Origin of the sequence: Sporichthya polymorpha DSM 43042, assembly GCF_000384115.1 — a bacterium.
Classification (GTDB): domain Bacteria; phylum Actinomycetota; class Actinomycetes; order Sporichthyales; family Sporichthyaceae; genus Sporichthya; species Sporichthya polymorpha.
The window spans coordinates 5,191,021-5,211,274 of the sequence record NZ_KB913029.1; the positions used below are offsets into that span (position 1 = coordinate 5,191,021).

The 20,254-nt window shown below is 72.6% G+C and carries 20 protein-coding genes; 7 read left to right on the plus strand and 13 right to left on the minus strand.

The annotated features are described in order from the left end of the window. Positions 1-100: 100 nt before the first annotated feature. A complete protein-coding gene (gene lepA / locus SPOPO_RS0125025; protein WP_019877935.1) occupies positions 101-1,951 on the minus strand; it encodes a translation elongation factor 4 in 1,851 nt (616 codons plus the stop codon). A 92-nt stretch (positions 1,952-2,043) separates the two neighbouring features. Here lepA and SPOPO_RS0125030 point away from each other — a divergent pair, with 92 nt between their 5' ends. Further along, entirely contained in the window at positions 2,044-2,757 is a 714-nt protein-coding gene (locus SPOPO_RS0125030; RefSeq protein ID WP_051098715.1) for a uracil-DNA glycosylase, read from the plus strand. 63 nt (positions 2,758-2,820) lie between these two features. Here SPOPO_RS0125030 and soxR read toward each other — a convergent pair whose 3' ends face one another. Next, a complete protein-coding gene (gene soxR, locus SPOPO_RS0125035) occupies positions 2,821-3,288 on the minus strand; it encodes a redox-sensitive transcriptional activator SoxR (RefSeq protein ID WP_019877938.1) in 468 nt (155 codons plus the stop codon). Between the two features lie 75 nt (positions 3,289-3,363). Here soxR and SPOPO_RS0125040 point away from each other — a divergent pair, with 75 nt between their 5' ends. The 4 genes from SPOPO_RS0125040 to SPOPO_RS31570 all read left to right on the plus strand — a co-directional run bounded on the left by SPOPO_RS0125040 (position 3,364) and on the right by SPOPO_RS31570 (position 6,058). Then, positions 3,364-4,068 carry an SDR family NAD(P)-dependent oxidoreductase gene (locus SPOPO_RS0125040; RefSeq protein ID WP_028985107.1) on the plus strand — a complete coding sequence of 235 codons (705 nt, stop codon included), beginning with the start codon at positions 3,364-3,366 and terminating at the stop codon, positions 4,066-4,068. After that, positions 4,065-5,126: an S-adenosylmethionine:tRNA ribosyltransferase-isomerase gene (locus tag SPOPO_RS0125045; protein WP_019877940.1), complete on the plus strand. Its 1,062-nt coding sequence runs from the start codon at positions 4,065-4,067 to the stop codon at positions 5,124-5,126. The genes SPOPO_RS0125040 and SPOPO_RS0125045 overlap by 4 nt, the downstream gene beginning before the upstream one ends. A gap of 246 nt (positions 5,127-5,372) precedes the next feature. After that, positions 5,373-5,579 carry a hypothetical protein gene (locus tag SPOPO_RS0125050; protein ID WP_019877941.1) on the plus strand — a complete coding sequence of 69 codons (207 nt, stop codon included), beginning with the start codon at positions 5,373-5,375 and terminating at the stop codon, positions 5,577-5,579. Between the two features lie 161 nt (positions 5,580-5,740). After that, positions 5,741-6,058 carry a hypothetical protein gene (locus SPOPO_RS31570; protein ID WP_019877942.1) on the plus strand — a complete coding sequence of 106 codons (318 nt, stop codon included), beginning with the start codon at positions 5,741-5,743 and terminating at the stop codon, positions 6,056-6,058. Here SPOPO_RS31570 and SPOPO_RS0125060 read toward each other — a convergent pair. The 3 genes from SPOPO_RS0125060 to SPOPO_RS0125070 are packed head-to-tail and all read right to left on the minus strand — an operon-like array spanning position 5,998 to position 9,430. Next, positions 5,998-6,840 carry a transglutaminase family protein gene (locus tag SPOPO_RS0125060; RefSeq protein WP_019877943.1) on the minus strand — a complete coding sequence of 281 codons (843 nt, stop codon included), beginning with the start codon at positions 6,838-6,840 and terminating at the stop codon, positions 5,998-6,000. The genes SPOPO_RS31570 and SPOPO_RS0125060 overlap by 61 nt on opposite strands. After that, positions 6,837-7,826 carry an alpha-E domain-containing protein gene (locus SPOPO_RS0125065; protein WP_019877944.1) on the minus strand — a complete coding sequence of 330 codons (990 nt, stop codon included), beginning with the start codon at positions 7,824-7,826 and terminating at the stop codon, positions 6,837-6,839. Before SPOPO_RS0125065 ends, SPOPO_RS0125060 begins: the two co-directional genes overlap by 4 nt. Further along, the gene (locus SPOPO_RS0125070) at positions 7,820-9,430 is read right to left on the minus strand and encodes a circularly permuted type 2 ATP-grasp protein (protein ID WP_019877946.1); all 1,611 of its coding nucleotides are present in this window, start codon (positions 9,428-9,430) and stop codon (positions 7,820-7,822) included. Before SPOPO_RS0125070 ends, SPOPO_RS0125065 begins: the two co-directional genes overlap by 7 nt. 210 nt (positions 9,431-9,640) lie before the next feature. Here SPOPO_RS0125070 and rpsT point away from each other — a divergent pair, with 210 nt between their 5' ends. Then, positions 9,641-9,907: a 30S ribosomal protein S20 gene (rpsT, locus tag SPOPO_RS0125075; protein WP_019877948.1), complete on the plus strand. Its 267-nt coding sequence runs from the start codon at positions 9,641-9,643 to the stop codon at positions 9,905-9,907. A gap of 71 nt (positions 9,908-9,978) precedes the next feature. Here rpsT and holA read toward each other — a convergent pair whose 3' ends face one another. The 4 genes from holA to SPOPO_RS31585 all read right to left on the minus strand — a co-directional run bounded on the left by holA (position 9,979) and on the right by SPOPO_RS31585 (position 15,241). Then, complete coding sequence (gene holA, locus SPOPO_RS0125080; protein ID WP_019877949.1) at positions 9,979-10,953, minus strand: DNA polymerase III subunit delta; 975 nt, start codon at positions 10,951-10,953, stop codon at positions 9,979-9,981. A 132-nt stretch (positions 10,954-11,085) separates the two neighbouring features. Further along, the gene (locus SPOPO_RS31575; protein ID WP_019877950.1) at positions 11,086-13,398 is read right to left on the minus strand and encodes a ComEC/Rec2 family competence protein; all 2,313 of its coding nucleotides are present in this window, start codon (positions 13,396-13,398) and stop codon (positions 11,086-11,088) included. A 78-nt stretch (positions 13,399-13,476) separates the two neighbouring features. Continuing rightward, the gene (locus SPOPO_RS31580; RefSeq protein WP_019877951.1) at positions 13,477-14,403 is read right to left on the minus strand and encodes a polysaccharide deacetylase family protein; all 927 of its coding nucleotides are present in this window, start codon (positions 14,401-14,403) and stop codon (positions 13,477-13,479) included. A 115-nt stretch (positions 14,404-14,518) separates the two neighbouring features. Next, complete coding sequence (locus SPOPO_RS31585; protein WP_245541755.1) at positions 14,519-15,241, minus strand: polysaccharide deacetylase family protein; 723 nt, start codon at positions 15,239-15,241, stop codon at positions 14,519-14,521. A 261-nt stretch (positions 15,242-15,502) separates the two neighbouring features. On the opposite strand from SPOPO_RS31585, the gene SPOPO_RS0125100 reads away from it, so the two are divergent. Continuing rightward, positions 15,503-15,703: a hypothetical protein gene (locus SPOPO_RS0125100; protein WP_019877953.1), complete on the plus strand. Its 201-nt coding sequence runs from the start codon at positions 15,503-15,505 to the stop codon at positions 15,701-15,703. Positions 15,704-15,834: 131 nt separating this feature from the next. On the opposite strand, the gene SPOPO_RS0125105 is transcribed toward SPOPO_RS0125100, so the two are convergent. From SPOPO_RS0125105 to leuS, 4 genes are all read right to left on the minus strand, one after another. Beyond that, positions 15,835-15,963, minus strand: a complete 129-nt coding sequence (locus SPOPO_RS0125105) for a ComEA family DNA-binding protein (RefSeq protein ID WP_019877954.1) — start codon at positions 15,961-15,963, stop codon at positions 15,835-15,837. Between the two features lie 157 nt (positions 15,964-16,120). After that, positions 16,121-16,393, minus strand: coding sequence for a hypothetical protein (locus SPOPO_RS0125110; protein WP_156870233.1), 273 nt, complete (start codon positions 16,391-16,393; stop codon positions 16,121-16,123). Between the two features lie 42 nt (positions 16,394-16,435). Continuing rightward, positions 16,436-17,191: a ComEA family DNA-binding protein gene (locus SPOPO_RS0125115; RefSeq protein WP_019877956.1), complete on the minus strand. Its 756-nt coding sequence runs from the start codon at positions 17,189-17,191 to the stop codon at positions 16,436-16,438. Between the two features lie 146 nt (positions 17,192-17,337). Continuing rightward, positions 17,338-20,211, minus strand: coding sequence for a leucine--tRNA ligase (gene leuS / locus SPOPO_RS0125120; RefSeq protein WP_019877958.1), 2,874 nt, complete (start codon positions 20,209-20,211; stop codon positions 17,338-17,340). Between the last annotated feature and the right edge of the window lie 43 nt (positions 20,212-20,254).

Below are 20,254 nucleotides of genomic sequence, written 5' to 3' on the forward strand. Positions count from 1 at the left end.
GTACGGCTCCGTACTCGGACGGCCCAAGTTCCGGTAGGAACTCCCCCGGCCGGGGATTATTTCCGCAGGTCCGGCGTGTCGTCGCCTGGATTTCTCCGGGCTACTTCTTCTCCCGCTTGTCGCCGGCCTCGTCGGTGGAGAGGGCGGCGATGAAGGCCTCCTGGGGGACCTCGACCCGGCCCACCATCTTCATCCGCTTCTTGCCCTCCTTCTGCTTCTCGAGCAGCTTGCGCTTACGGGAGATGTCACCGCCGTAGCACTTCGCGAGGACGTCCTTGCGGATCGCGCGGATGTTCTCGCGCGCGATGATGCGGGAGCCGATCGAGGCCTGGATGGGGACCTCGAACTGCTGACGCGGGATCAGTTCCCGCAGTTTCTTGGTCATCCGGGTCGCGTAGTCCGGTGCCTTGTCCCGGTGCACGATCGCGGAGAAGGCGTCGACGGGCTCGCCCTGGAGCAGGATGTCGACCTTCACCAGGTCGGCCGTCTGCTCGCCGTTGATCTCGTAGTCCAGGCTCGCGTAGCCGCGGGTGCGGGACTTCAGCGCGTCGAAGAAGTCGAAGACGATCTCGGCCAGCGGGAGCGTGTAGCGCAGCTCGACGCGGTCCTCGGAGAGGTAGTCCATCCCGCCGAGCGTCCCGCGGCGCTGCTGGCACAGCTCCATGATCGCGCCGACGAACTCGCTGGGGGCGAGTACCGTGGCGCGGACGATCGGCTCGTAGATCTCCCGGATCTTGCCGTCGGGGAACTCGCTGGGGTTGGTGACGACGAACTCCTTGCCGTCCTCCTTCACCACCCGGTAGACGACGTTGGGGGCGGTGGAGATCAGGTCCAGGCCGGCCTCGCGCTCGAGGCGTTCCCGGATGATCTCGAGGTGCAGCAGGCCGAGGAAGCCGCAACGGAAGCCGAATCCCAGCGCGGCGGACGACTCGGGCTCGTAGACCAGCGAGGCGTCGTTGAGCCGGAGTTTGTCCAACGCCTCGCGCAGCTCCGGGAAGTCCGAACCGTCGATCGGGTACAACCCGGAGAAGACCATCGGCTTCGGGTCGCGGTACCCGCCGAGGGCCTGCGTCGTCGGCTTGACCGCGTCGGTGACGGTGTCGCCGACCTTCGACTGGCGGACGTCCTTCACGCCGGTGATCAGGTAGCCGACCTCGCCCACGCCGAGGCCGTCCGCCGGCGTCGGCTCGGGCGAGATGACACCGATCTCGAGCAGCTCGTGCGTGGCCTTCGTCGAGAGCATGAGGATCTTCTCGCGCTTGGTCAGGTGACCGTCCACGACGCGGACGTAGGTCACGACGCCGCGGTAGGTGTCGTAGACCGAGTCGAAGATCAGCGCTCGCGCCGGGGCGTCCGGGTCACCGACGGGCGGCGGAACCTGGGCCACGATCTCGTGCAGCAGGTCCGTCACGCCCTCGCCGGTCTTGCCGCTGACCTTGAGGACGTCGTCGGGCTCGCAGCCGATGATGTGCGCGAGCTCGGCGGCGTACTTCTCGGGCTGCGCCGCCGGCAGGTCGATCTTGTTCAGGACCGGGATGATCTGGAGGTCGTTCTCCAGCGCCAGGTACAGGTTCGCCAGCGTCTGTGCCTCGATGCCCTGCGCGGCGTCGACGAGCAGCACCGCACCCTCACAGGCGGCGAGGCTGCGGGAGACCTCGTAGGTGAAGTCGACGTGGCCCGGGGTGTCGATCAGGTTCAGCACGTGGACGCGACCGTCCAACCCCGTCCACGGGAGCCGGACCGCCTGGCTCTTGATCGTGATCCCGCGCTCGCGCTCGATGTCCATCCGGTCGAGGTACTGGGCGCGCATCGTCCGGTCGTCGACGACGCCGGTGAGCTGCAGCATCCGGTCCGCGAGCGTCGACTTGCCGTGGTCGATATGAGCGATGATGCAGAAGTTGCGGATCAGCGCCGGGTCGGTCCGGTCCGGCCGGGGGGAGGTCGGGGGCACGCTGAAGTCCGTTCCAGTTCTGCGAGGAGAGGGTGTCGCTCGTCGGCGAGCGCGCGGTCAACTGGGTCAATCATCCCACTAACCTCAGGCAGGTGACGGCACCCACGGCACCCACGGCACGCGCGGCACGCACTGCCCGCCCGCTGAGCGAGATCGTCGAGGCCGGCTGGGCCCGAGCGCTGGAACCGGTGACGGATGTTCTCGCCGGGATGGGCGAGTTCCTCCGCGCCGAGATCGCCGCCGGCCGGCAGTACCTACCCGCCGGGACGAACGTGCTGCGCGCGTTCACGCGGCCGTTCGACGAGGTCCGGGTGCTGATCGTCGGGCAGGACCCGTACCCGACCCCGGGCCACGCGGTCGGGCTCTCGTTCTCCGTCTCGCCCGAGACCCGCCCGCTCCCCCGCTCGCTGGCAAACATCTACCGCGAGTACTGCTCCGACCTCGGGCTCCCGCCGCCGACCACCGGCGACCTGAGCCCGTGGAGCGACCGGGGCGTCCTGCTGCTGAACCGCGTCCTCACCGTCGCCCCTGGCGCCCCCGCCTCCCACCGGGGTCAGGGCTGGGAGCAGGTGACCGAGCAGGCGATCCGCGCCCTCGTCGCGCGCGAGCGGCCCCTCGTCGCGATCCTCTGGGGCCGCGACGCCCAGACCCTGCGTCCGATGCTCGGCGACACGCCGACGATCACCTCCGCCCACCCGAGCCCGATGTCCGCCGACCGCGGGTTCTTCGGCTCCCGCCCCTTCAGCCGCGCCAACGCCCTCCTCGCCGACCTGGGCGCCCCACCGGTGGACTGGCGCCTCCCCTGACTCCCTCGTACCACTGGGGGTGACACCCCTGGTGAAACCGGCGGGACGGGGGAGGCCGCCGGGTCAGGAGTGGTGAGGCTCGCGGATCGACCTCGGGAGCCGCTGCGCGCCGGGACCGCGGGTGGCGGCGACGTCGCCGGGGTTGTAGAGCGCGCACCGCTGGAGCGAGAGGCAGCCGCAGCCGATGCAGGAGTCGAGGTTGTCGCGCAGCGCGGTGAGGCCCTCGATCTGCGCGTCGAGACGGGCGCGCCAGTGGCGGGACAGACGGGCCCAGTCGGCCTTCGTCGGGGTCCGGGTGTCGGGCAGTTCGGCGAGGGCCTCGCGGATCTCCGCGAGCGGGACGCCGACGTTCTGCGCGGCGCGGATGAACGCGAGGCGGCGCAACGCACTGCGCGGGTAACGCCGCTGGTTGCCCGACGTGCGCACCGCGACGACGAGACCTTCCTTGTCGTAGAAGCGGATCGCCGACGTCGCGAAGCCGGCGCGCTCGGCGACCTCCCCGATCGTGAGCAGTTCCTCCGCGGGTTTCATCGCGCTCCTTGACCTCAAGTTCACTTCAACTTGCAGTCTGCTCAACGTACCCCGATGAGGCAGAAGGAGCACACGATGAGCGCACTGCAGACACCCCGGGCCGTGGTCACCGGCGGCTCGCGCGGGCTCGGCCTGGCCCTGACCCGCGAGCTCGTCTCCCGCGGCTGGGACGTGGTCGTCGACGGCCGGAACCCCGACGTTCTCGCCGCCGCGGTGGCCGGACTCCCGGACCCGACCCGGGTGACGGCCGTCGTCGGCGACGTGGCGGATCCGCTCCACCGCGCCGCACTGGTCGAAGCCGCCGGGCCGCGCGTCGACCTGCTGGTCAACAACGCGAGCGTCCTCGGCGCGGTGCCGTTGCCGCCGCTGGCCGAGTACCCGCTGGAGGACCTCGAGCAGGCGTTCGCGGTCAACACCGTCGCGCCGCTCCGGCTTGTGCAGTTGCTGCTCCCCGCCCTCGAGCGCGCGGGCGGCCGGGTCGTCAACGTCTCCTCCGACGCCGCCGTCGAGGCCTACCCCGGCTGGGGCGGGTACGGGGCGTCAAAGGCAGCCCTGGACCTGCTCAACGCCGTCCTCGCCGTCGAGCGCCCCGGGCTGCGGTTCTACGCCCTCGACCCGGGCGACATGGGGACCGAACTCGCGGCCGCCGCGGGCGAGGACCCGGCCGGCCGACCGGCGCCCGAGACCGTCGTGCCCGCCGTGCTCCGGCTCGTCGAGGCCGACCTCCCCAGCGGGCGGTACACCGCGGACTCCCTGCGTCCGGTCGGGGCGACCCGATGAGCGCCCGGACGTTGCCCGCGCCCGCGATCGCCTTCGAGCTCGGCCCGGAGCGGGAGGCGGCGATGCCGCCGGAGCGCCGCGGCCTGACCCGCGACGGGGTCCGCCTGCTGGTCGCGACGCCGGAGACCGTCGCGCACCGCCGCTTCTGCGAGCTCCCGGCGCACCTGTCCCCCGGCGACCTGCTCGTCGTGAACACCTCGGCGACGGTGCCCGCCGCGCTCGAGGGTCGGCGCGGTGACCACCGTCCGACCGTCGTGCACGTCTCGGCGGAGCTGCCCGACGGGAGCTGGGTCGTCGAGCTCCGCCGTCCGGACCACACCGGTCCGCAGTGGGACGGCGCGGCCGGGGAGCGCGTCGAGGTCAAGGGCCGGCTGCGACTGCGCCTCGTCGCGCCCTACCCGGAACCGGCCGCGCCGAGCCGGCTGTGGCGGGCGGTCCCGGAGACCCCGGTGGCGCTGCTCGACCACCTCGCCCGGCACGGGCGCCCGATCCGGTACGCGCATCACTCGGGCCGGTTCCGGCTCGACGAGCACCAGACGGTCTACGCGGATCGGCCCGGCAGCGCCGAGATGGCCAGCGCCGGGCGGCCGTTCACCGCCGAGCTGCTGGTCCGGCTGATGGCGCGCGGCGTCACGGTCGCCCCGGTCGTGCTCCACGCGGGGGTGTCCAGCCAGGAGGCGGGCGAACCGCCGCTGCCCGAGCGGTTCGCGGTCCCGCCCGCCACCGCGCGGCTGGTGAACAGCGCCCGCTGCGCCGGCCGCCGGGTCGTCGCGGTCGGGACGACGGTCGTCCGCGCGCTGGAGTCGGCGACCGACGACGACGGGTTCGTCGAGCCCGCCGCGGGCTGGACCGACCTCGTCCTCGGCCCGGACCGCCCCGCCCGGGTCGTCGGCGGCCTGATCTCTGGCCTCCACGCCCCGGAGGCGAGCCACCTGCTCCTGCTGGAGGCCGTCGTCGGCCCCGACCTCGTCGCCACCGCCTACCGCGCCGCCCTCGGCCGGGACTACCTCTGGCACGAGTTCGGCGACTCGACGCTGTTCCTGCCCGAGATGTCCTGAATGCCCGTCGACCGGCCCCGCCGGCCCCACTGAGCGACAGGGTTGCAACGGATGGGACGAGATTCCGCCGTCCCGACACCTCACGGGTTTCAACGTTGTCGCTCAGTGGGGCAACCGGCGCCCCGCGATCCTGGGAGCGACCTGAGGGGTTGCTGGACAGGCATTGAGGTATCGGCGCGGCGCGGGCCGGCGGTGTTGCCTGGAGGGTACGACCACCCACCGCATCCCGAGGGAGCTGAGTCCGCCGTGCGCATGCTCCGGAAACTTGCCAAGGCCGAGGCCAGGGTCGCCGCCCTGACCGAGGAATCCGCCGCGCTCGCCCTGCGCCGCAGCCAGGCCGAGACCGACCTCGCCCGCAGCGAGGTCAACCGCCTCCGCGCCGAGCTCGACGCGCTGTCGGTCCGCTACGCCGCGCTGGAGCGGCGTCTCGCCGCGGAGCAGCTCGCGAGCTGACCCGCGCCGCTGACCCGCGCCGGTTGGCCGGGGATTCCGGGGGGATCCCCGGCCAACCTGTGTGCCAGATATGAGTTGTTTTCACGGATTGCTCGACGGGGTACGAGGACGGACGCCCGCAAGCCCGCCCGCCCGACCCGTGAGGGGCTGAATTCGCAGCAATGGGAGCTCTCCGCAAGATCGCGTCCGTCAGCACGTTCGGCAAGGTCGCCTTCCGGACCCCGGAGGAGGAGGCGAAGCGCTCCGCGCGCCGCTTCGCCAGGGCCGACGCCAAGGTCGCCCGGCTCGCCCAGGCCTCGGCCGAGCTCGCCGCGCAACGCAGCGCCGCCGAAGCCGAGATCGCCCGGCAGGAGGCCGCCGAGCTCCGCGCGAACCTCGACGCGCTCCAGGCTCGCTACACCGACGCCCGCCGGAGCGGTCAGGCCACGCGCGTGACGTCGACCTCGACGCTGAGCGAGGTGCCACCCGGGCCGGCGTAGACGCCCTTGTGCGGCGGGACGTCCCAGTAGTCCCGGCCGCGGGCGACGACGACGTGCTCGACGCCGACGGGCTTGCCGTTGGTCGGGTCGTAGGGCGTCCACGCGCCGTCCCACCACTCGACCCAGGCGTGGCTCTGGCCGGTGACGGTCTCGCCGATGCCGGCCTCCGGCGCCGGGTGCAGGTAGCCGGAGACGTAGCGGGCCGGGATCCCGAGCCCGCGCAGCAGACCCACCGTCAGATGTGCGAGGTCCTGGCACACGCCGGCGCGGGCGTCCCACGCCTCGTTCGCGACGGTGTGGACGCCGGTCGAGCCCGGCACGTACCGGACCTCACCGCGCAGCCACTCGGCGCAGGCGCGGGCCGCCTCCGCGGGGGCGGCGTCGCCCACGATCTCGCGCACCTGGGCCACGAGCGCCGGGCCGACCTCGGTGTGCGCCGTCGGGCTCAGGTACTCGACGTGGGTGTCACGCACCCGGTCGTCGCGCAGCGTCTCCCAGCCGACGGCCCCGCCGCCGGGCGGAGTGTCGGAGGTCTCGACGACGCTCGTCGCGGTCAGCGCCAGCGTCCGGTGCGGGACGTGGACGTCGAACGCGGTCACGTACGCACCCCAGTAGTCCCAGTAGCGCGAGCCGGTCGCGGACGGGCTGACCTGGATGCGCGCGTCGAGCGTCGACTGCGCGGCGTCGTTGAGCGGGGTCATGCGGACCTCGTTGTAGGAGGCCAGCACCTCGCCCTCGTAGTCGATCCGGGTGCGGTGCTCGATCTTCAACCGCCAGGTCACGACGCCACTCCCACCGACGCCTCGCCCGCCGGCGCGAGGCCGGTGACGGTGTCGCCGCTCTCGGTCGACCAGGTCATCTGCGCGATGCGCGGGAAGTACCGCGCCGCGATGGCGTCGTTGACCATCGAGCACGTGGCCTGCAGGCCCTCGAGGTCGGCGGAGAAGTCCGCGAGCAGGTCGCCCGGGCTGCGGAACTCGAGGTCCGCGCGGGCGCGGCCCAGCAACCGCCGCGCCTCGTCGGCGACGCCACTGCGGCCCGCGTCGGGGTCGAGCATCGTCAGGCACCGCTCCGCGCCGGACAGCGCGGAGAACACCGACCGCGGCGAGAGCCGGTCGATCATCAGGAACTCCGCGGCGCGGTCCTCGCGCACGGGGCCGCGGTAGGTGCGCAGGTAGCTCTCGTAGGCGCCGCAGCTGCGCAGCAGCGTCCCCCACGTCGGCGCGCGACCGCCGGGGAGCGTACGGAGCATCAGCAGACGGGCCGTCATGTCCGCTCGTTCGAGGCAGCGGCCGAGCGTCAGGAACGTCCAGCTCTCGTCCCGGCTCATCGTGGTGTCGACGAGACCCGACATGATCGCCGTCGACTCGCGCACCCAGCTGAAGAAGCCGTGCGGGCCGAAGCGGTCGGCGCGGCGCCGCTGCTCGGGCAGGTCGATCCAGGTCGAGTTCAGCGCCTCGAAGATCTCGGCGGAGATGGTCTCGCGCGCACCACGGGCGTTCTCGCGCGCGGCCGACAGCGACCCGGCGATCGAGCTCGGGTTGTTCTGGTCGTAGGCCAGCTGGGCGAGGACCTGCGCGGCCGACGTCGCCTCCGCTCCCCCGTCGACGCCCATGACCTCCATCAGCGAGGTGCAGACCCGCGCCTCGTCGATCCACGGGTCCTCGACGAGCATCTGGACGTGCACGTCGAGGATGCGCGCGGTCGAGTCCGCGCGCTCCAGGTAGCGGCCGATCCAGAACGTCGACTCCGCGATCCGACTCAGCATCGCGAGCTCCCCTGCTGCTGCTGTTGCTGTTGCTGCGCCGCCTGCCGGTGCAGGGCGGGGACGGCGCCGAGGGTGCGGGGGCCGGGGTCGGACGCGGTCCCGCGCGGCGCGCGCTGACTGGCCTGCACCGGCTCCTCGGCGACGGTCGGTGTCTTCGGGACGTCGGGGTCGTTCGGGCCGGCGAGGACCCAGGTGTCCTTCGAACCGCCGCCCTGCGAGGAGTTCACGACCAGCTGACCCTCGGGCAGCGCGACGCGGGTCAGACCGCCGGGCAGGACGTAGATCTCGTTGCCGTCGTTCAGGGCGAACGGACGCAGATCGACGTGACGGGGCCTCAGCTGATCCTCGATCAGCGTCGGGACGGTGGACAGCGAGACGACCTGCTGGGCGATCCAGCCGCGCGGGTCGGCGGCGACGCGGACCGCGAGCTCGGTCAGCACGTCCTTCTCCGCCCGGGGCCCGATCACAATCCCCTTGCCGCCGGAGGCGTCGACGGGCTTGAGCACGAGCTCGTCCAGGTGGGCCAGGACCCACTTGAGCGTCTCCGGGTCGTCGAGCCGGTAGGTGTCGACGTTGGCGAGGATCGGGTCCTCGCTCAGGTAGTAGCGGACCATGTCGGGCACGTAGCTGTAGACGAGCTTGTCGTCCGCGATGCCGTTGCCGACCGCGTTGCAGATCGTCACCCCGCCGTCCCGAGCGGCGTTGAGCAGGCCCGGGCAGCCGATGACCGAATCGGGGTGGAAGTGCAGCGGGTCGAGGAAGTCGTCGTCGATGCGCCGGTAGATGACGTCGACGCGCTTCTCCCCCGACGTGGTCCGCATGTAGACGCGATTGCCGCGACAGACCAGGTCACGGCCTTCGACGAGCTCGACGCCCATGAGCCGGGCGAGCAGCGCGTGCTCGAAGTAGGCCGAGTTGTAGATGCCCGGGGTGAGGACGACGACCTCGGCGTCGGGGTTGCCGTCCGGAGCCGCGGCGCGGGCGGCGGCGAGCAGGCGCTGCGGGTAGTCCGAGACCGGCATGATCCGGTGGGAGGAGAACGCCTCGGGCAGGCCGTGCGTCATCGCGCGCCGGTTCTCGATGACGTAGCTCACGCCGGAGGGCGTGCGGATGTTGTCCTCCAGCACGCGGAACTGACCGGCCTCGTCGCGGATGACGTCGATGCCCGAGACCAGGACCCGCACCCCGTTCGCGGGGACGACGTCGGCCGCGGCCCGGTGGAAGTGCGCCGAGGTGGCGATCAGGCGCCGGGGCATGACGCCGTCGGCGAAGATCTGCCCCGAGTCGTAGACGTCGGCCAGGAAGGCCTCCAGCGCCCGGACCCGCTGGGCGACGCCCTCGGAGAGGACCTCCCACTCCTGGGCGGTGATGATCCGGGGGACGATGTCGAGCGGGAACGGCCGCTCCTCGCCGCCGAGCGCGAACGTGACGCCGCGGTCCAGGAAGGACAGCGCCAGGGCGTCCGCCCGCGCGCGCAGTTCGTCGCTCGGGAGCGTGCGGACGGTGTCGTAGACGGCCTCGCACGCCGCCCGCGGCTTCCCGCCCTCGGAGAACATCTCGTCCCAGGCCGAACCGAGCGGATAGTCCTGGAACAGGTCGGCCATTGGCTCAGCGTATGCCCGCGCTGTTTCGGAGAGTTTTCACCGCCACCCGTTCGCCGCCCAGCGTGTCCACCACCCGCGTCGGGGGCCGTTCGGACGCCGGTTTGGTGGCATCCACAGACCGCTGGTAACCTCGGCGGTCGCGCTCGGCGTGCGCACTCGCGCACGCCCGCGTTCCGATGGACTCCGAGACAGACCGAGGCGAGCTCTTCCGTGGCGAACATCAAGTCGCAGATCAAGCGCAACAAGACCAACGAGAAGGCCCGGCTGCGCAACAAGGCCGTGCGGTCCTCGCTGAAGACGTCCATCCGCAAGTTCCGTGAGGCCACCGCGGCCGGCGACACCGAGGGCGCGACCCAGCTCATGCGCCAGGCCGCCCGCCAGCTCGACAAGGCCGCCAGCAAGGGCGTCATCCACGCCAACGCCGCCGCCAACAAGAAGTCGGCCATGGCCCAGGCGCTCACGAAGGCCGGCAGCTAGCCGCCACCGAGTCGTAACGTCAGCGGGACCGAGCGCTATAGCGCTCGGTCCCGCTGACGTTGTGAAGCGTGTCAGCCGTCGCGGCGGGCGGCGCCGATGTCGACCAGGGCCCGCTCCAGCGCGTACGCGGTGGAGACCGCCCCGCCCTTGACCGCGGCGTCGGCGGCGGCGACGGCGGTCAGGGCCTTCGCCATCCCGTCCGGGGTCCAGCCGCGGAGCTGACGGCGGAGGCTGTCGACCTTCCAGGGCGGCATGCCGAGCTGCCGGGCGAGATCCCCCTGCGAGAGCCCACGCGGCGCCGAGCCGAGCTTGGCCAGGCCGCGGAGGCTGTTGGCGAGGGCGCCGACGACCATCACGGGTTCCGCCCCGCAGGCCAGTGCCCAGCGGAGCCGCTCCAGCGCCTCCGGCGTCCGGCCCTCCAGGGCGAGGTCGGCGACGTGGAAGCTGGTGACGTCGGCCCGGCCCGCGTAGTAGCGGCGGACCTCGTCGGCGTCGATCGCGCCGGTGGTGTCGGCGCAGAGCTGACTGCAGGCGGCGGCGAGCTCGCGCAGGTCGCCGCCGACGGCGTCGAGCAGCGCCCGGGCCGTGTCCTGCCCGACCCGGCGCCCGGCTGCGCGGAACTCCCCGGCGATGAACGTCAGCTTGTCGCCGGCCTTCTTGACCTCCGCGCAGTCGACGACGACCGCGCCGGCCTTCTTCGCCGTGTCGGCGAGGGCCTTCCCCTTCGCCCCGCCGGGGTGCACGAGCAGGACACAGACGTCCTCCGGGACGTTCTTCACCAGCGCCTCGACCTCGCCGAGGACGGGCTGCGAGAGGTCCTGCGCGGCCCGCACGATCAGCAGCCGCCGCTCGGCGAACAGCGACGGGCTCGTGAGCTCGTCGAGCATCCCCGACTGCAACGTCCCCGGGGCGAGGTCGTGGACGTCTGCGTCCGGGTCCACGGCCCGCACCGCCCGCCGCGCCGCCGCGACCGCCCGCTCCGCGAGCAGCTCCTCCGGCCCCAGCACCAACGTCAGCGCCGGCAGCGGGGCGGGCGCGTTACTCATCTCCGCTCACGGGGAGGGAGCATGCCACGGCCGCCCGACACTCGGTCGGGCCCTGGTGCCCCGGCCGCCCCAGTGAGCGACAGGGTTGCAACGGGAGTGACTCCCGCGGGCCGCTTCGGCACCTCACCTGTTTCAACCCTGTCGCTCAGTGGGGCGGTCCCGGACGACGGCCAGCCGGCCGGCGCGGAGGACGACGGCGACGTCGCCGTGGCGGTCGGTGCGGCCGATCGCGGCGCGGGCGGCGGTGAGCAGGCGCAGGACCGCGGGGGCGGGGTGGCCGTAGTCGTTGTCGGCGCCGACGGAGGCGAGGGCGACCCGGGCCCCGACCGAGGCGAGGAACGGCGGGTGCTGGTGGGCCGAGCCGTGGTGCGGGACCTTGAGGACGTCCGCGCGCAGGCCGGGCTCGGCACGGTGGAGGGCGGCCTGGGCCGGGGGCTCGATGTCGCCGGTGAGCAGAATCCGGACACCGCGCACCTGGACCAGCAGCACCACCGACGCGTTGTTCGCGGGCGCGCCCTCGTCGATCAGGCGGAGCGGCCAGACCACCCGCCAGGACGCCTCCCCGGCCCGGCGCTGCTCCCCCGGCGCCGGATGCGTGAGCGGCACGCGGCCGGCCCAGCGCTGTACCCGCTCCACCTCCCCCGGCGGGTCCGGGAGCGGGCTGACGCCGATCTCGGCGACCCGGCGGCCGCGGAGCACGCCCGGCAGGCCCTCGACGTGGTCGGCGTGAAAGTGGGTCAGCAGCAGGTACGGGATCTCGCGGACGCCGAGGCGGCGCAGGCAGCGGTCGACCGCGGCCGGGTCGGGCCCGGCGTCGACGACGACGGCCGATCGCGGCCCGGCGCGGATCGCGAGCGCGTCGCCCTGCCCGACGTCGCACGCGACCACGACCCAGTCCCGGGGCGGCCAGGGCCCCGGGAGCACCGTCGGGAGCGGAACCGGCGGCCGGAGCGCGAGCACCACCGCCAGCACGACCGACCCCACCGCCACCGGCGGAAGCTGACGAACCGTCACGACGGCGAGCGTCAGCAGTGCGAGGACGAGCGCACCGCGGGCACCCGCCAGCCATGGCACCGTCGCGCCCGGCACGTCGGCGGCGCACCGCGCGACGGTGACGATCCACCATGCCGGCAGACCCGCGAGCTGCCCGAACACCCGCGACAGCGGCGGGCAGAGCGGCCACGTCACCGCGGCGAGGACGCCGAGCAGCATCGCCGGCGGCACCGCCGGCACCGCGAGCAGGTTCGCCGGGACCGCGACCAGACCGACCTCGTCGGTCAGCAGCACGATGACGGGGCCGCACGCCGCCTGGGCCGCGGCGGGGACCGCGATCGCCGTCGCGAGCCAGCGCGGCATCCGGCGCGCGAGGCGGTCGCACCAGCGCGGGGCGAGAAAGATCAGCCCGGCCGTCGCCGAGACGCTGAGCGCGAACCCGTACGAGCGGGCGAGCCAGGGGTCGACGAGCAGCAGCACGATCACCGCCGCGCACAGCGCGGGCGCCGCCCGGCCGCGGCGTCCCACCGCCAGTCCGAGGACGCCGACGACACCCATCACCGACGCCCGCAGCAGACTCGGCTCCGGTCGGGCGACGAACACGAAGACCACGACGGTGACGAGCCCGACGACGGGCAGCGCGCGCAGCCGGACCCCGGCCAGCCGCGCCAGCCCGAGCACCGCGCCGAGCAGAAGCGCGAGGTTCGATCCGGACACCGCGAGGACGTGCGAGAGCCCCGCGACCTGGAAGTCGCCGGTGAGTTCCGGGTCGATGCCCGAGGTGTCGCCGAGGACCAGGCCCGGCACGAGGCCGCGTTCCGCGGGGCCGAGTCCGGCGACGGAGGACCGCAGCCCGGCTCGGACGTCGGCGGCGGCGCGGTCGCGCCACGGCGCAGCCGTCGCTTCCGGCGGTGGCCCACGCACCTGGAGGACCGCGGCCAGCGGGCCGTGCGAGCGGGGCGGCGAGAGTCGCCCGGCCACGCGCAGCTCCTGACCCGGGATCAGATTCGTCCAGTCGTGGTCGGTCGCGAGAACGAGGACCCGGGTACGAACGTCGGTCGTGGTCCCGCGGGCGAGGATGCGCTCGACCAGCGCCGGCACGGTGACGACCTCCCCGCGACCGAAGCGCGACGCGGTCGGCCGTACCGCCGGGTCGCCCGTGACGCGCAGGTCGACACGGACCGTCGCCCGCTCGACGGCGAGGTCGTCGACCGGTCCGGCGGCGATCGCCGTTCCCCGCGCCGCGGCCCCGAGCCCGGCGGCCGCACCGACGCCGAGGGCGGCGGCGAGCACGGTCGCGCCTGCGGTGCGGGACCGGACCAGGAGCACCGCCGCGACGCCCGCGCCGAGCACGGCGACGGCAACCGTCGTCCGGTGCACCGTCGGCGTGACCCACGCGGCCAGCCAGGCCGCGGCGGCCGCCGGGAGGAGGCGCAGATCGATCCGGTCCACCGGCGGACGCTACGACGGCCGTTGACCCCGCCGGCCGGCGCTGTGGACAACTTCGGAGGTGTGCGCCCTGGGGAAAACTCAGCGACCGAGGTCGGCGCGGCGGTCGGTGTAGGCGCGGCCGGCCTGCAGGCTGTTGCCGTACAGCGCAGACACCGTCACGAACGTGTAGCCGCGGTGGGCGAGCGAGCGCAGAATGCGCGGTACCGCTGCGACCGTCGTCCGGTGGATGTCGTGCAGCAGCACGATCGAGCCGGGCTTGGTCTGGCGCACGACGCTGCGGTGGACGCGGTCGGTGTTCTGGTAGCGCCAGTCGAGCGGGTCGACGTCCCAGAGGATGATCGGCGCCTGCAGCCGGGCGAGCTCGCCGTTGACCCGGCGCGAGACCGACCCGTACGGCGGGCGGACCAGCGTCGGGCGGACCCCGATGACCTCGGCGATGAGGTCGGCGGTGCGGGTGATCTGCCGGTCGACGTCCTTCTCGCGCAGCGCCGTCAGCTGCGGGTGCGACCAGGAGTGGTTGCCGATCTCGTGGCCGGCCGCCGCGATCGCGCGCAGGGCGTCCGGGTTGTCGATGACCATCTCGCCGAGCGGGAACCACGTCGCGACCGCGTTGTACTCCGCGAGCGCGGCGAGCACCTGGCTCGTCTGCGCGCCGGGGCCGTCGTCGAAGGTCAGCGCGACGCACTTGATCACGGCGCAGTCGACGTCCCCCGTCACCGCGGGCGCCGGGGCCACCTCGTCCGCCGGAGCCGGGGGCTGCAGCCCGAGCAGCCGCGCGCGCTCGGCGGCGAGCTGCGCACGGTCGCGGGCGCGGGCCTGCTCCTCGCTGAGGACGTCGGAGTCCTCGGCGGCGAGGTTCGAGGCGGACGCGACCGGCTTGGCCGCCGCCTCGTCCGACCCGGCCGTGCGTGCGACGACTACGACCGTCGCCGACAGGCAGAGTCCGAGCGCGACGATGCCGGCCACCGCGGCGATCCGCCGCCGGGCCGTACCTGCCTCGGTCATGCCTGCCTTCTTCCGTCCGAACGCGAGGATCGTACGGAATCGGGGCATACCGGGTAAATCGGACAGCGCTGTGAAACTGAAGACGGTTCAGAAAAGCCCTGGTCAAGACCCTGGATCAGGACACGGCGCGGTCGGTGTGCACCCGGCCCGCCCGCAGCGGGGCGTCGAACAGGTCGGAGACCCCGACGAACGTGTAGCCCTGCCCGGCGAGCGTGGCGAGAATCAGCGGCACCGCCGCGACCGTGCTCGCGTGGATGTCGTGCAGCAGCACGATCGACCCCGGCCGCACGACGTCGACGACGTTGCGATGGACGAGGTCGGCGTCGCGGTACTTCCAGTCGAGCGGGTCGACGTCCCAGAGCACGATCGGGGCACCGAGGTGCCCGAGCGCGACCCGCACCCGCGGCGAGATCGCGCCGTAGGGCGGACGCACGAGTCGAGGACGCACGCCCGTCGCACGCTCGACCACGTCGGCGGTGCGGGTGATCTCCCCCGCCACCGCGAGGTTGCCCCGCCGCGGCAGCACCGGGTGGGACCAGGAGTGGTTGCCGATCTCGTGACCGGCGCGCGCGATCGCCCGCAGCCGTTCGGGATGCGCGGCGGCAACCTCCCCGATCGGGAACCACGTCGCGACCGCATTCGCGCGCCGCAGCATCCGCAGCAGCGTCCGGGTCTGCGCCCCGGGCCCGTCGTCGAAGGTCAGCGCGACGCACTTCTGCACCGCACAGTCCGTGCGGGTGTGCGGCAGCAGCGGACGGGTCCGCTCGGTCTCCGCGGCGACGGGCGTCATCGTCTCCGCCGGTGCACTGGCGTGCCGCGCCCCCAGCGCGACCGCCACCGACAACCCCGCCACCAGTACCGGCGCGACGACGAGAGCGATTCCCCGCCCCCGCCGGCCCCCTGGACCGACCACAACGTCCCCCGAACGCCCCCACCGGTCCGGCATCTACCGGTGCTGGTCCGAGCATGGCTCCCCGTTCCATTGCCCCGCCCCGCCCGTCACGCGAACGGCCCAACGCCGATCGGGTGATTCTCGTGACGCTGCGTCAGGTTCAGGTCTGACCGATTCGCCCTACGCTGTTCACCGCAGGAGGCTGAGGTGTCCGAGTCGATCGCCGAGAAGGCCCATCGCTTGGGGGCGCTCACGCTCGCCGAGGCTGCGCGTGCGAGCGGAATCCCCGGCCCAGAGCTCGCCAAGGCTGTCATCGAGAAGCGCATTGCGGCGGTGATGGTGGACGGCATCGCGCACATCCACCCCGACGCCCTGGACGATTACCGACGCGAGCAGCGCGCCGGCTGACCAGCCAAAGAGATCTCGGCGGCCGACACTGAGGCTGCAGATCGTTACAGCAGTGGCAATCGGGGCGCCTCACGACACTTCCCGTGTAACGAATTGCAGCTTCAGCGTCCACGGACGGCATCGGCGGCCAGTCACACCCGAACGCGGTCCTTGAGGTCGGCGAAGGTGCTCGGGCCGATGCCCGGCACCTCTTGCAGTTCCTCGACCGAGGAGAAGCGGCCGTGCTCGGAGCGCCAGTCGAGGATCCGCTGGGCGAGCACACGGACTCAGTTGTGACGGGTTGACCGGTGATTAGTCGCTGCGCGCGAGCCTGCCGACGATGCGGGCGCGCGGCCACAAGCGGACGCTGGAGCCGCAATTCGTTACTGGTGTGGGACGTGAATGCCCCACGCGGCACCCGCGTAACGAATTGCAGCTTCAGCGCCCGCGAACGGCATCGGCAGCCAGGCGCAGGTCGCGAAAGTCCTCTACCGCCAGCCGGGCCATGCGGACGAATGTCGCGAGGTTCCCTTGCGCCACCACGAAGATGTCATCCACCACCTCATCGGGCGGTGTGATCTCGTTGTAGCAGTCGTGCCAGGCGAACTCGGTCAGCTCCAACACGTCGAGCGCGACGTCAGCGTCTCGGCCGAACTCAGCACGCGCTCGTTCACTACGTAAGGCGCGCCTGTCGGCTCGACTGATAGCCACGACGTCAGCGTCCCACGTCCTGCTGCGACGGCCGACAGACGCTCATACCCGGACGCGGTCCTTGAGGTCGGCGAAGGTGCTCGGGCCGATGCCCGGCACCTCTTGCAGTTCCTCGACCGAGGAGAAGCGGCCGTGCTCGGAGCGCCAGTCGAGGATCCGCTGGGCGAGGACGGGGCCGACGCCGGGGAGGCTGTCGAGGTCGGCGAGGGTCGCGGTGTTGAGGTTCACCAGGCCGTCGGAGCCGATGCCCGCGGCTCCCCCGGCTCCCCCGGGATCGAGGACGATCTGCTCGCCGTCGGTCAGGAGTTGGGCGAGGTTGAGCGAGGTCGTCCCGACGCCGGGGCGGGGGCCGCCGGCGGCGGTGAGCGCGTCGAGCACCCGCGACCCGGCGGGCAACTGCACGACCCCGGGCCGGCGCACCTTGCCCTGGACGTCGACGACGATGCTCGGCGGCGCGAGGCCGGGAGCGGCCGAGACCCCCGGCACCGGCGAGCCGGGAGCGACCAGCGCCGCGGGCCCGACGTCCTCGACGTGCGGCCGCGAGCGCAGGACGACGGCCCCGGCGATCACCACTCCCCCGAGCGCGATCACGAGCAGCGCCCCGACCGCCCGCCGGTCGAGGCCGATCCGGACCCGGCCGATTGCGGATCCGTCGTCGGCGGGATCCGAGTCGGCGGAGTCCGGGTCCGCGGCGTCGACAGCCACCGGCCCCGGGCCGACCGCGAAGAGGTCCCGCAGCCGGAGCTCCGCGCGTGCCCGGGCCTCGGCGACGCGACCCGACCCCGCACGCAGACCCACGCCCGGACGGTAGACGGCTTCGCCGCCTCGCGGGCCACACAGGCGCGGACCTGTGGACAACGTCGACCGTGCGGCGCCTGTGGAAAAGAAAGGGTGACACCCCTTACTGCGGAGTAAGGGGTGTCACCCTTTTTCGACAGCGGCGGTCAGGCGGGGACGACGTTGACCAGCTTCGGGGGGCGGGCGACGACGGTGCGGACGCCCGCCCCGTCGAGGGCGCGCTGGACCGCCTCGGAGGCGAGGGCGAGTGAGACCAGCGCCTCCTCGGTGATGTCGGCCGGAACCTCGAGGCGGTCGCGGACCTTGCCCTTGACCTGGACGACGCAGGTGACGGTGTCCTCGACCAGCAGGGCCGGGTCGGCGGCCGGGAACGGCTCGTAGGCGAGCGAGCCGGTGTGGCCGAGCTTGGCCCACAGCTCCTCCGCGATGTGCGGGGTCAGCGGCGCGATCATCAGCACCAGCGCGTCGGCGACCTCGCGCTGCAGCCCACCCTCCGCGCTCACGACGCGGGTCAGATGGTTGTTGCACTCGGTCAGCTTCGCGATCGCGGTGTTGAACCGCAGGTTGTCCATGTCGCGGCCGACGCCGTCGATGGTCCGCGCCAGCACGCGCGCGGTCTCGACGTCGACGGGCCGGTCCTGCACCGTCGGCTCGCCGGTGTTCTCGTCGACGACGTTGCGCCAGATCCGCTGCAGCAGCCGGAACGAGCCCACGACCGCGCGGGTGTCCCACGGCCGGGAGACGTCCAGCGGGCCCATCGCCATCTCGTACAGGCGCAGGGTGTCGGCGCCATAGGCGTCGAACATGTCGTCCGGCGTGACGGAGTTGCGCAGGGACTTGCCCATCTTCCCGTACTCGCGGGTGACCTCTTCGCCGTTGTAGGTCCAGACGCCGTCCGCACCCTCGACGACGTCCTCGGCCGGCACGAGCACGCCGCGCGCGTCGCGGTAGGCGTAGGCCTGGATGTAGCCCTGGTTGAACAGGCGACGGAACGGCTCGGACGACGAGACGTGGCCCAGGTCGTAGAGCACCTTGTGCCAGAACCGCGCGTACAGCAGGTGCAGCACCGCGTGCTCGACCCCGCCAACGTAGAGGTCGACGCCGCCGGGGTCGTCCGCGTTCCGCGGGCCCATCCAGTACTGCTCGTTCTCGGGGTCGACGAACCGCTCGGAGTTGGTCGGATCCAGGTACCGCAGCTCGTACCAGCACGAGCCCGCCCACTGCGGCATCGTGTTGGTCTCGCGCCGGTACTCCTTGGGCCCGTCGCCCAGATCGAGCGTGACGGTCGTCCACTCGGTCGCTCGGGCGAGCGGAGACTCCGGATCTGAGTCCGCGTCATTCGGGTCGAACGTCCGCGGCGAGTAGTCCTCCACCTCGGGCAGCTCGACCGGCAGCATGTGGTCCGGCAGGCCCACCACACCGTGCTCGTCGTACACGACGGGGAACGGCTCGCCCCAGTACCGCTGCCGACTGAACAGCCAGTCGCGCAGCTTGTACTGCACGGTGGCCTCGCCCAGCCCCTTGGCCACCAGCCACTCGGTGATCCGCTCCTTCGCGGCCGCCATGGTCAGGCCGTTCAGCGAGATCTCGTCGTTCGCCGAGTTGATGGAAACGCCCTCGCCGGTCCACGGGCCGCCGGCCCAGTCGTCGGGCGGGGAGACCGTGCGCCGGATCGGCAGGCCGAACGCCTCGGCGAAGGCCCAGTCGCGGTCGTCCTCGGCCGGCACCGCCATGATCGCACCGGTGCCGTAGCCCATCAGGACGTAGTCGGCGACGAAGACCGGGATCGCCTCGCCGTTCACCGGGTTCGTCGCGTAGACGCCGGTGAAGACGCCGGTCTTCTCCTTCGCGTCGACCTGGCGCTCGACGTCGGACTTCGACATCGCCGCGGTCCGGTACGCCGCGACCGCCGCCGCCGGCGTCGGGTGCCCGCCGGTCCACGACTCGGGCAGCTCACCCGGCCACTGCGCCGGCAGCAGGTCGTCGACCATCGGGTGCTCGGGCGCGAGCACCATGTACGTCGCGCCGAACAGCGTGTCGGGACGCGTCGTGAAGACGGTGATGTTCTCGGCGGCACCGGCCGCGGTCGTCACCGCGAAGTCGACGCGCGCACCCTGCGACCGGCCGATCCAGTTGCGCTGCATCAGCTTGATGGCGTCGGACCAGTCCAGTCCGTCGAGGTCGGCGATCAGCCGGTCGGCGTAGGCGGTGATGCGCATCATCCACTGGCGCAGGTTGCGCTTGAAGACCGGGAAGTTGCCGCGCTCGCTGCGGCCGTCGGCGGTGATCTCCTCGTTCGCCAGCACGGTGCCCAGGCCGGGGCACCAGTTCACCGGAGCGTGCGAGAGATACGCCAGGCGGTGCGAGTCGATGATGTCGCGGCGCTCGCGCTCGCTCAGCTCGTCCCACGCGCGGCCGTCCGGCGTCGGCCGCGAGCCGTCGGCGTACTGCGCGATCAGGTCGGCGATCGGCCGGGCCTTGTCGACCTCGGTGTCGTACCAGGAGTTGAAGATCTGCAGGAAGATCCACTGCGTCCACCGGTAGTAGTCGGTGTCCGTCGTGGAGATCGACCGGCGGGGGTCGTGCCCCAGGCCCAGCGCGCGCAGCTGACGGCGCATGTTGGCGATGTTCGCCTCGGTCGTGACCCGCGGGTGCTGACCGGTCTGCACCGCGTACTGCTCGGCCGGCAGGCCGAACGCGTCGTACCCCAGGCAGTGCAGGACGTTGTAGCCCGTCATCCGCTTGTACCGGCCGTAGACGTCGGTCGCGATGTAGCCCAGCGGGTGCCCGACGTGCAGTCCCGACCCGGAGGGGTACGGGAACATGTCCATCACGAAGAGCTTCTCCCGGCCGGCCACCTTCTCCGGCTCGGCCATCGGCCCGGCGGGGTTGGGCGCCTCGAACGTGCCCTCCGCCTCCCACCGGTCCTGCCAACGGCGTTCCAGCTCGTTGGCGAGCGCCGCGGTGTAGCGGAACTTCGGGGCGTCCCCGCCGGAAACCTCATCTGCGCGCTCGCTCATTGGACCGAGTCTAGTGAGGGGGCCGCGCAACCCTCGCGCCCAT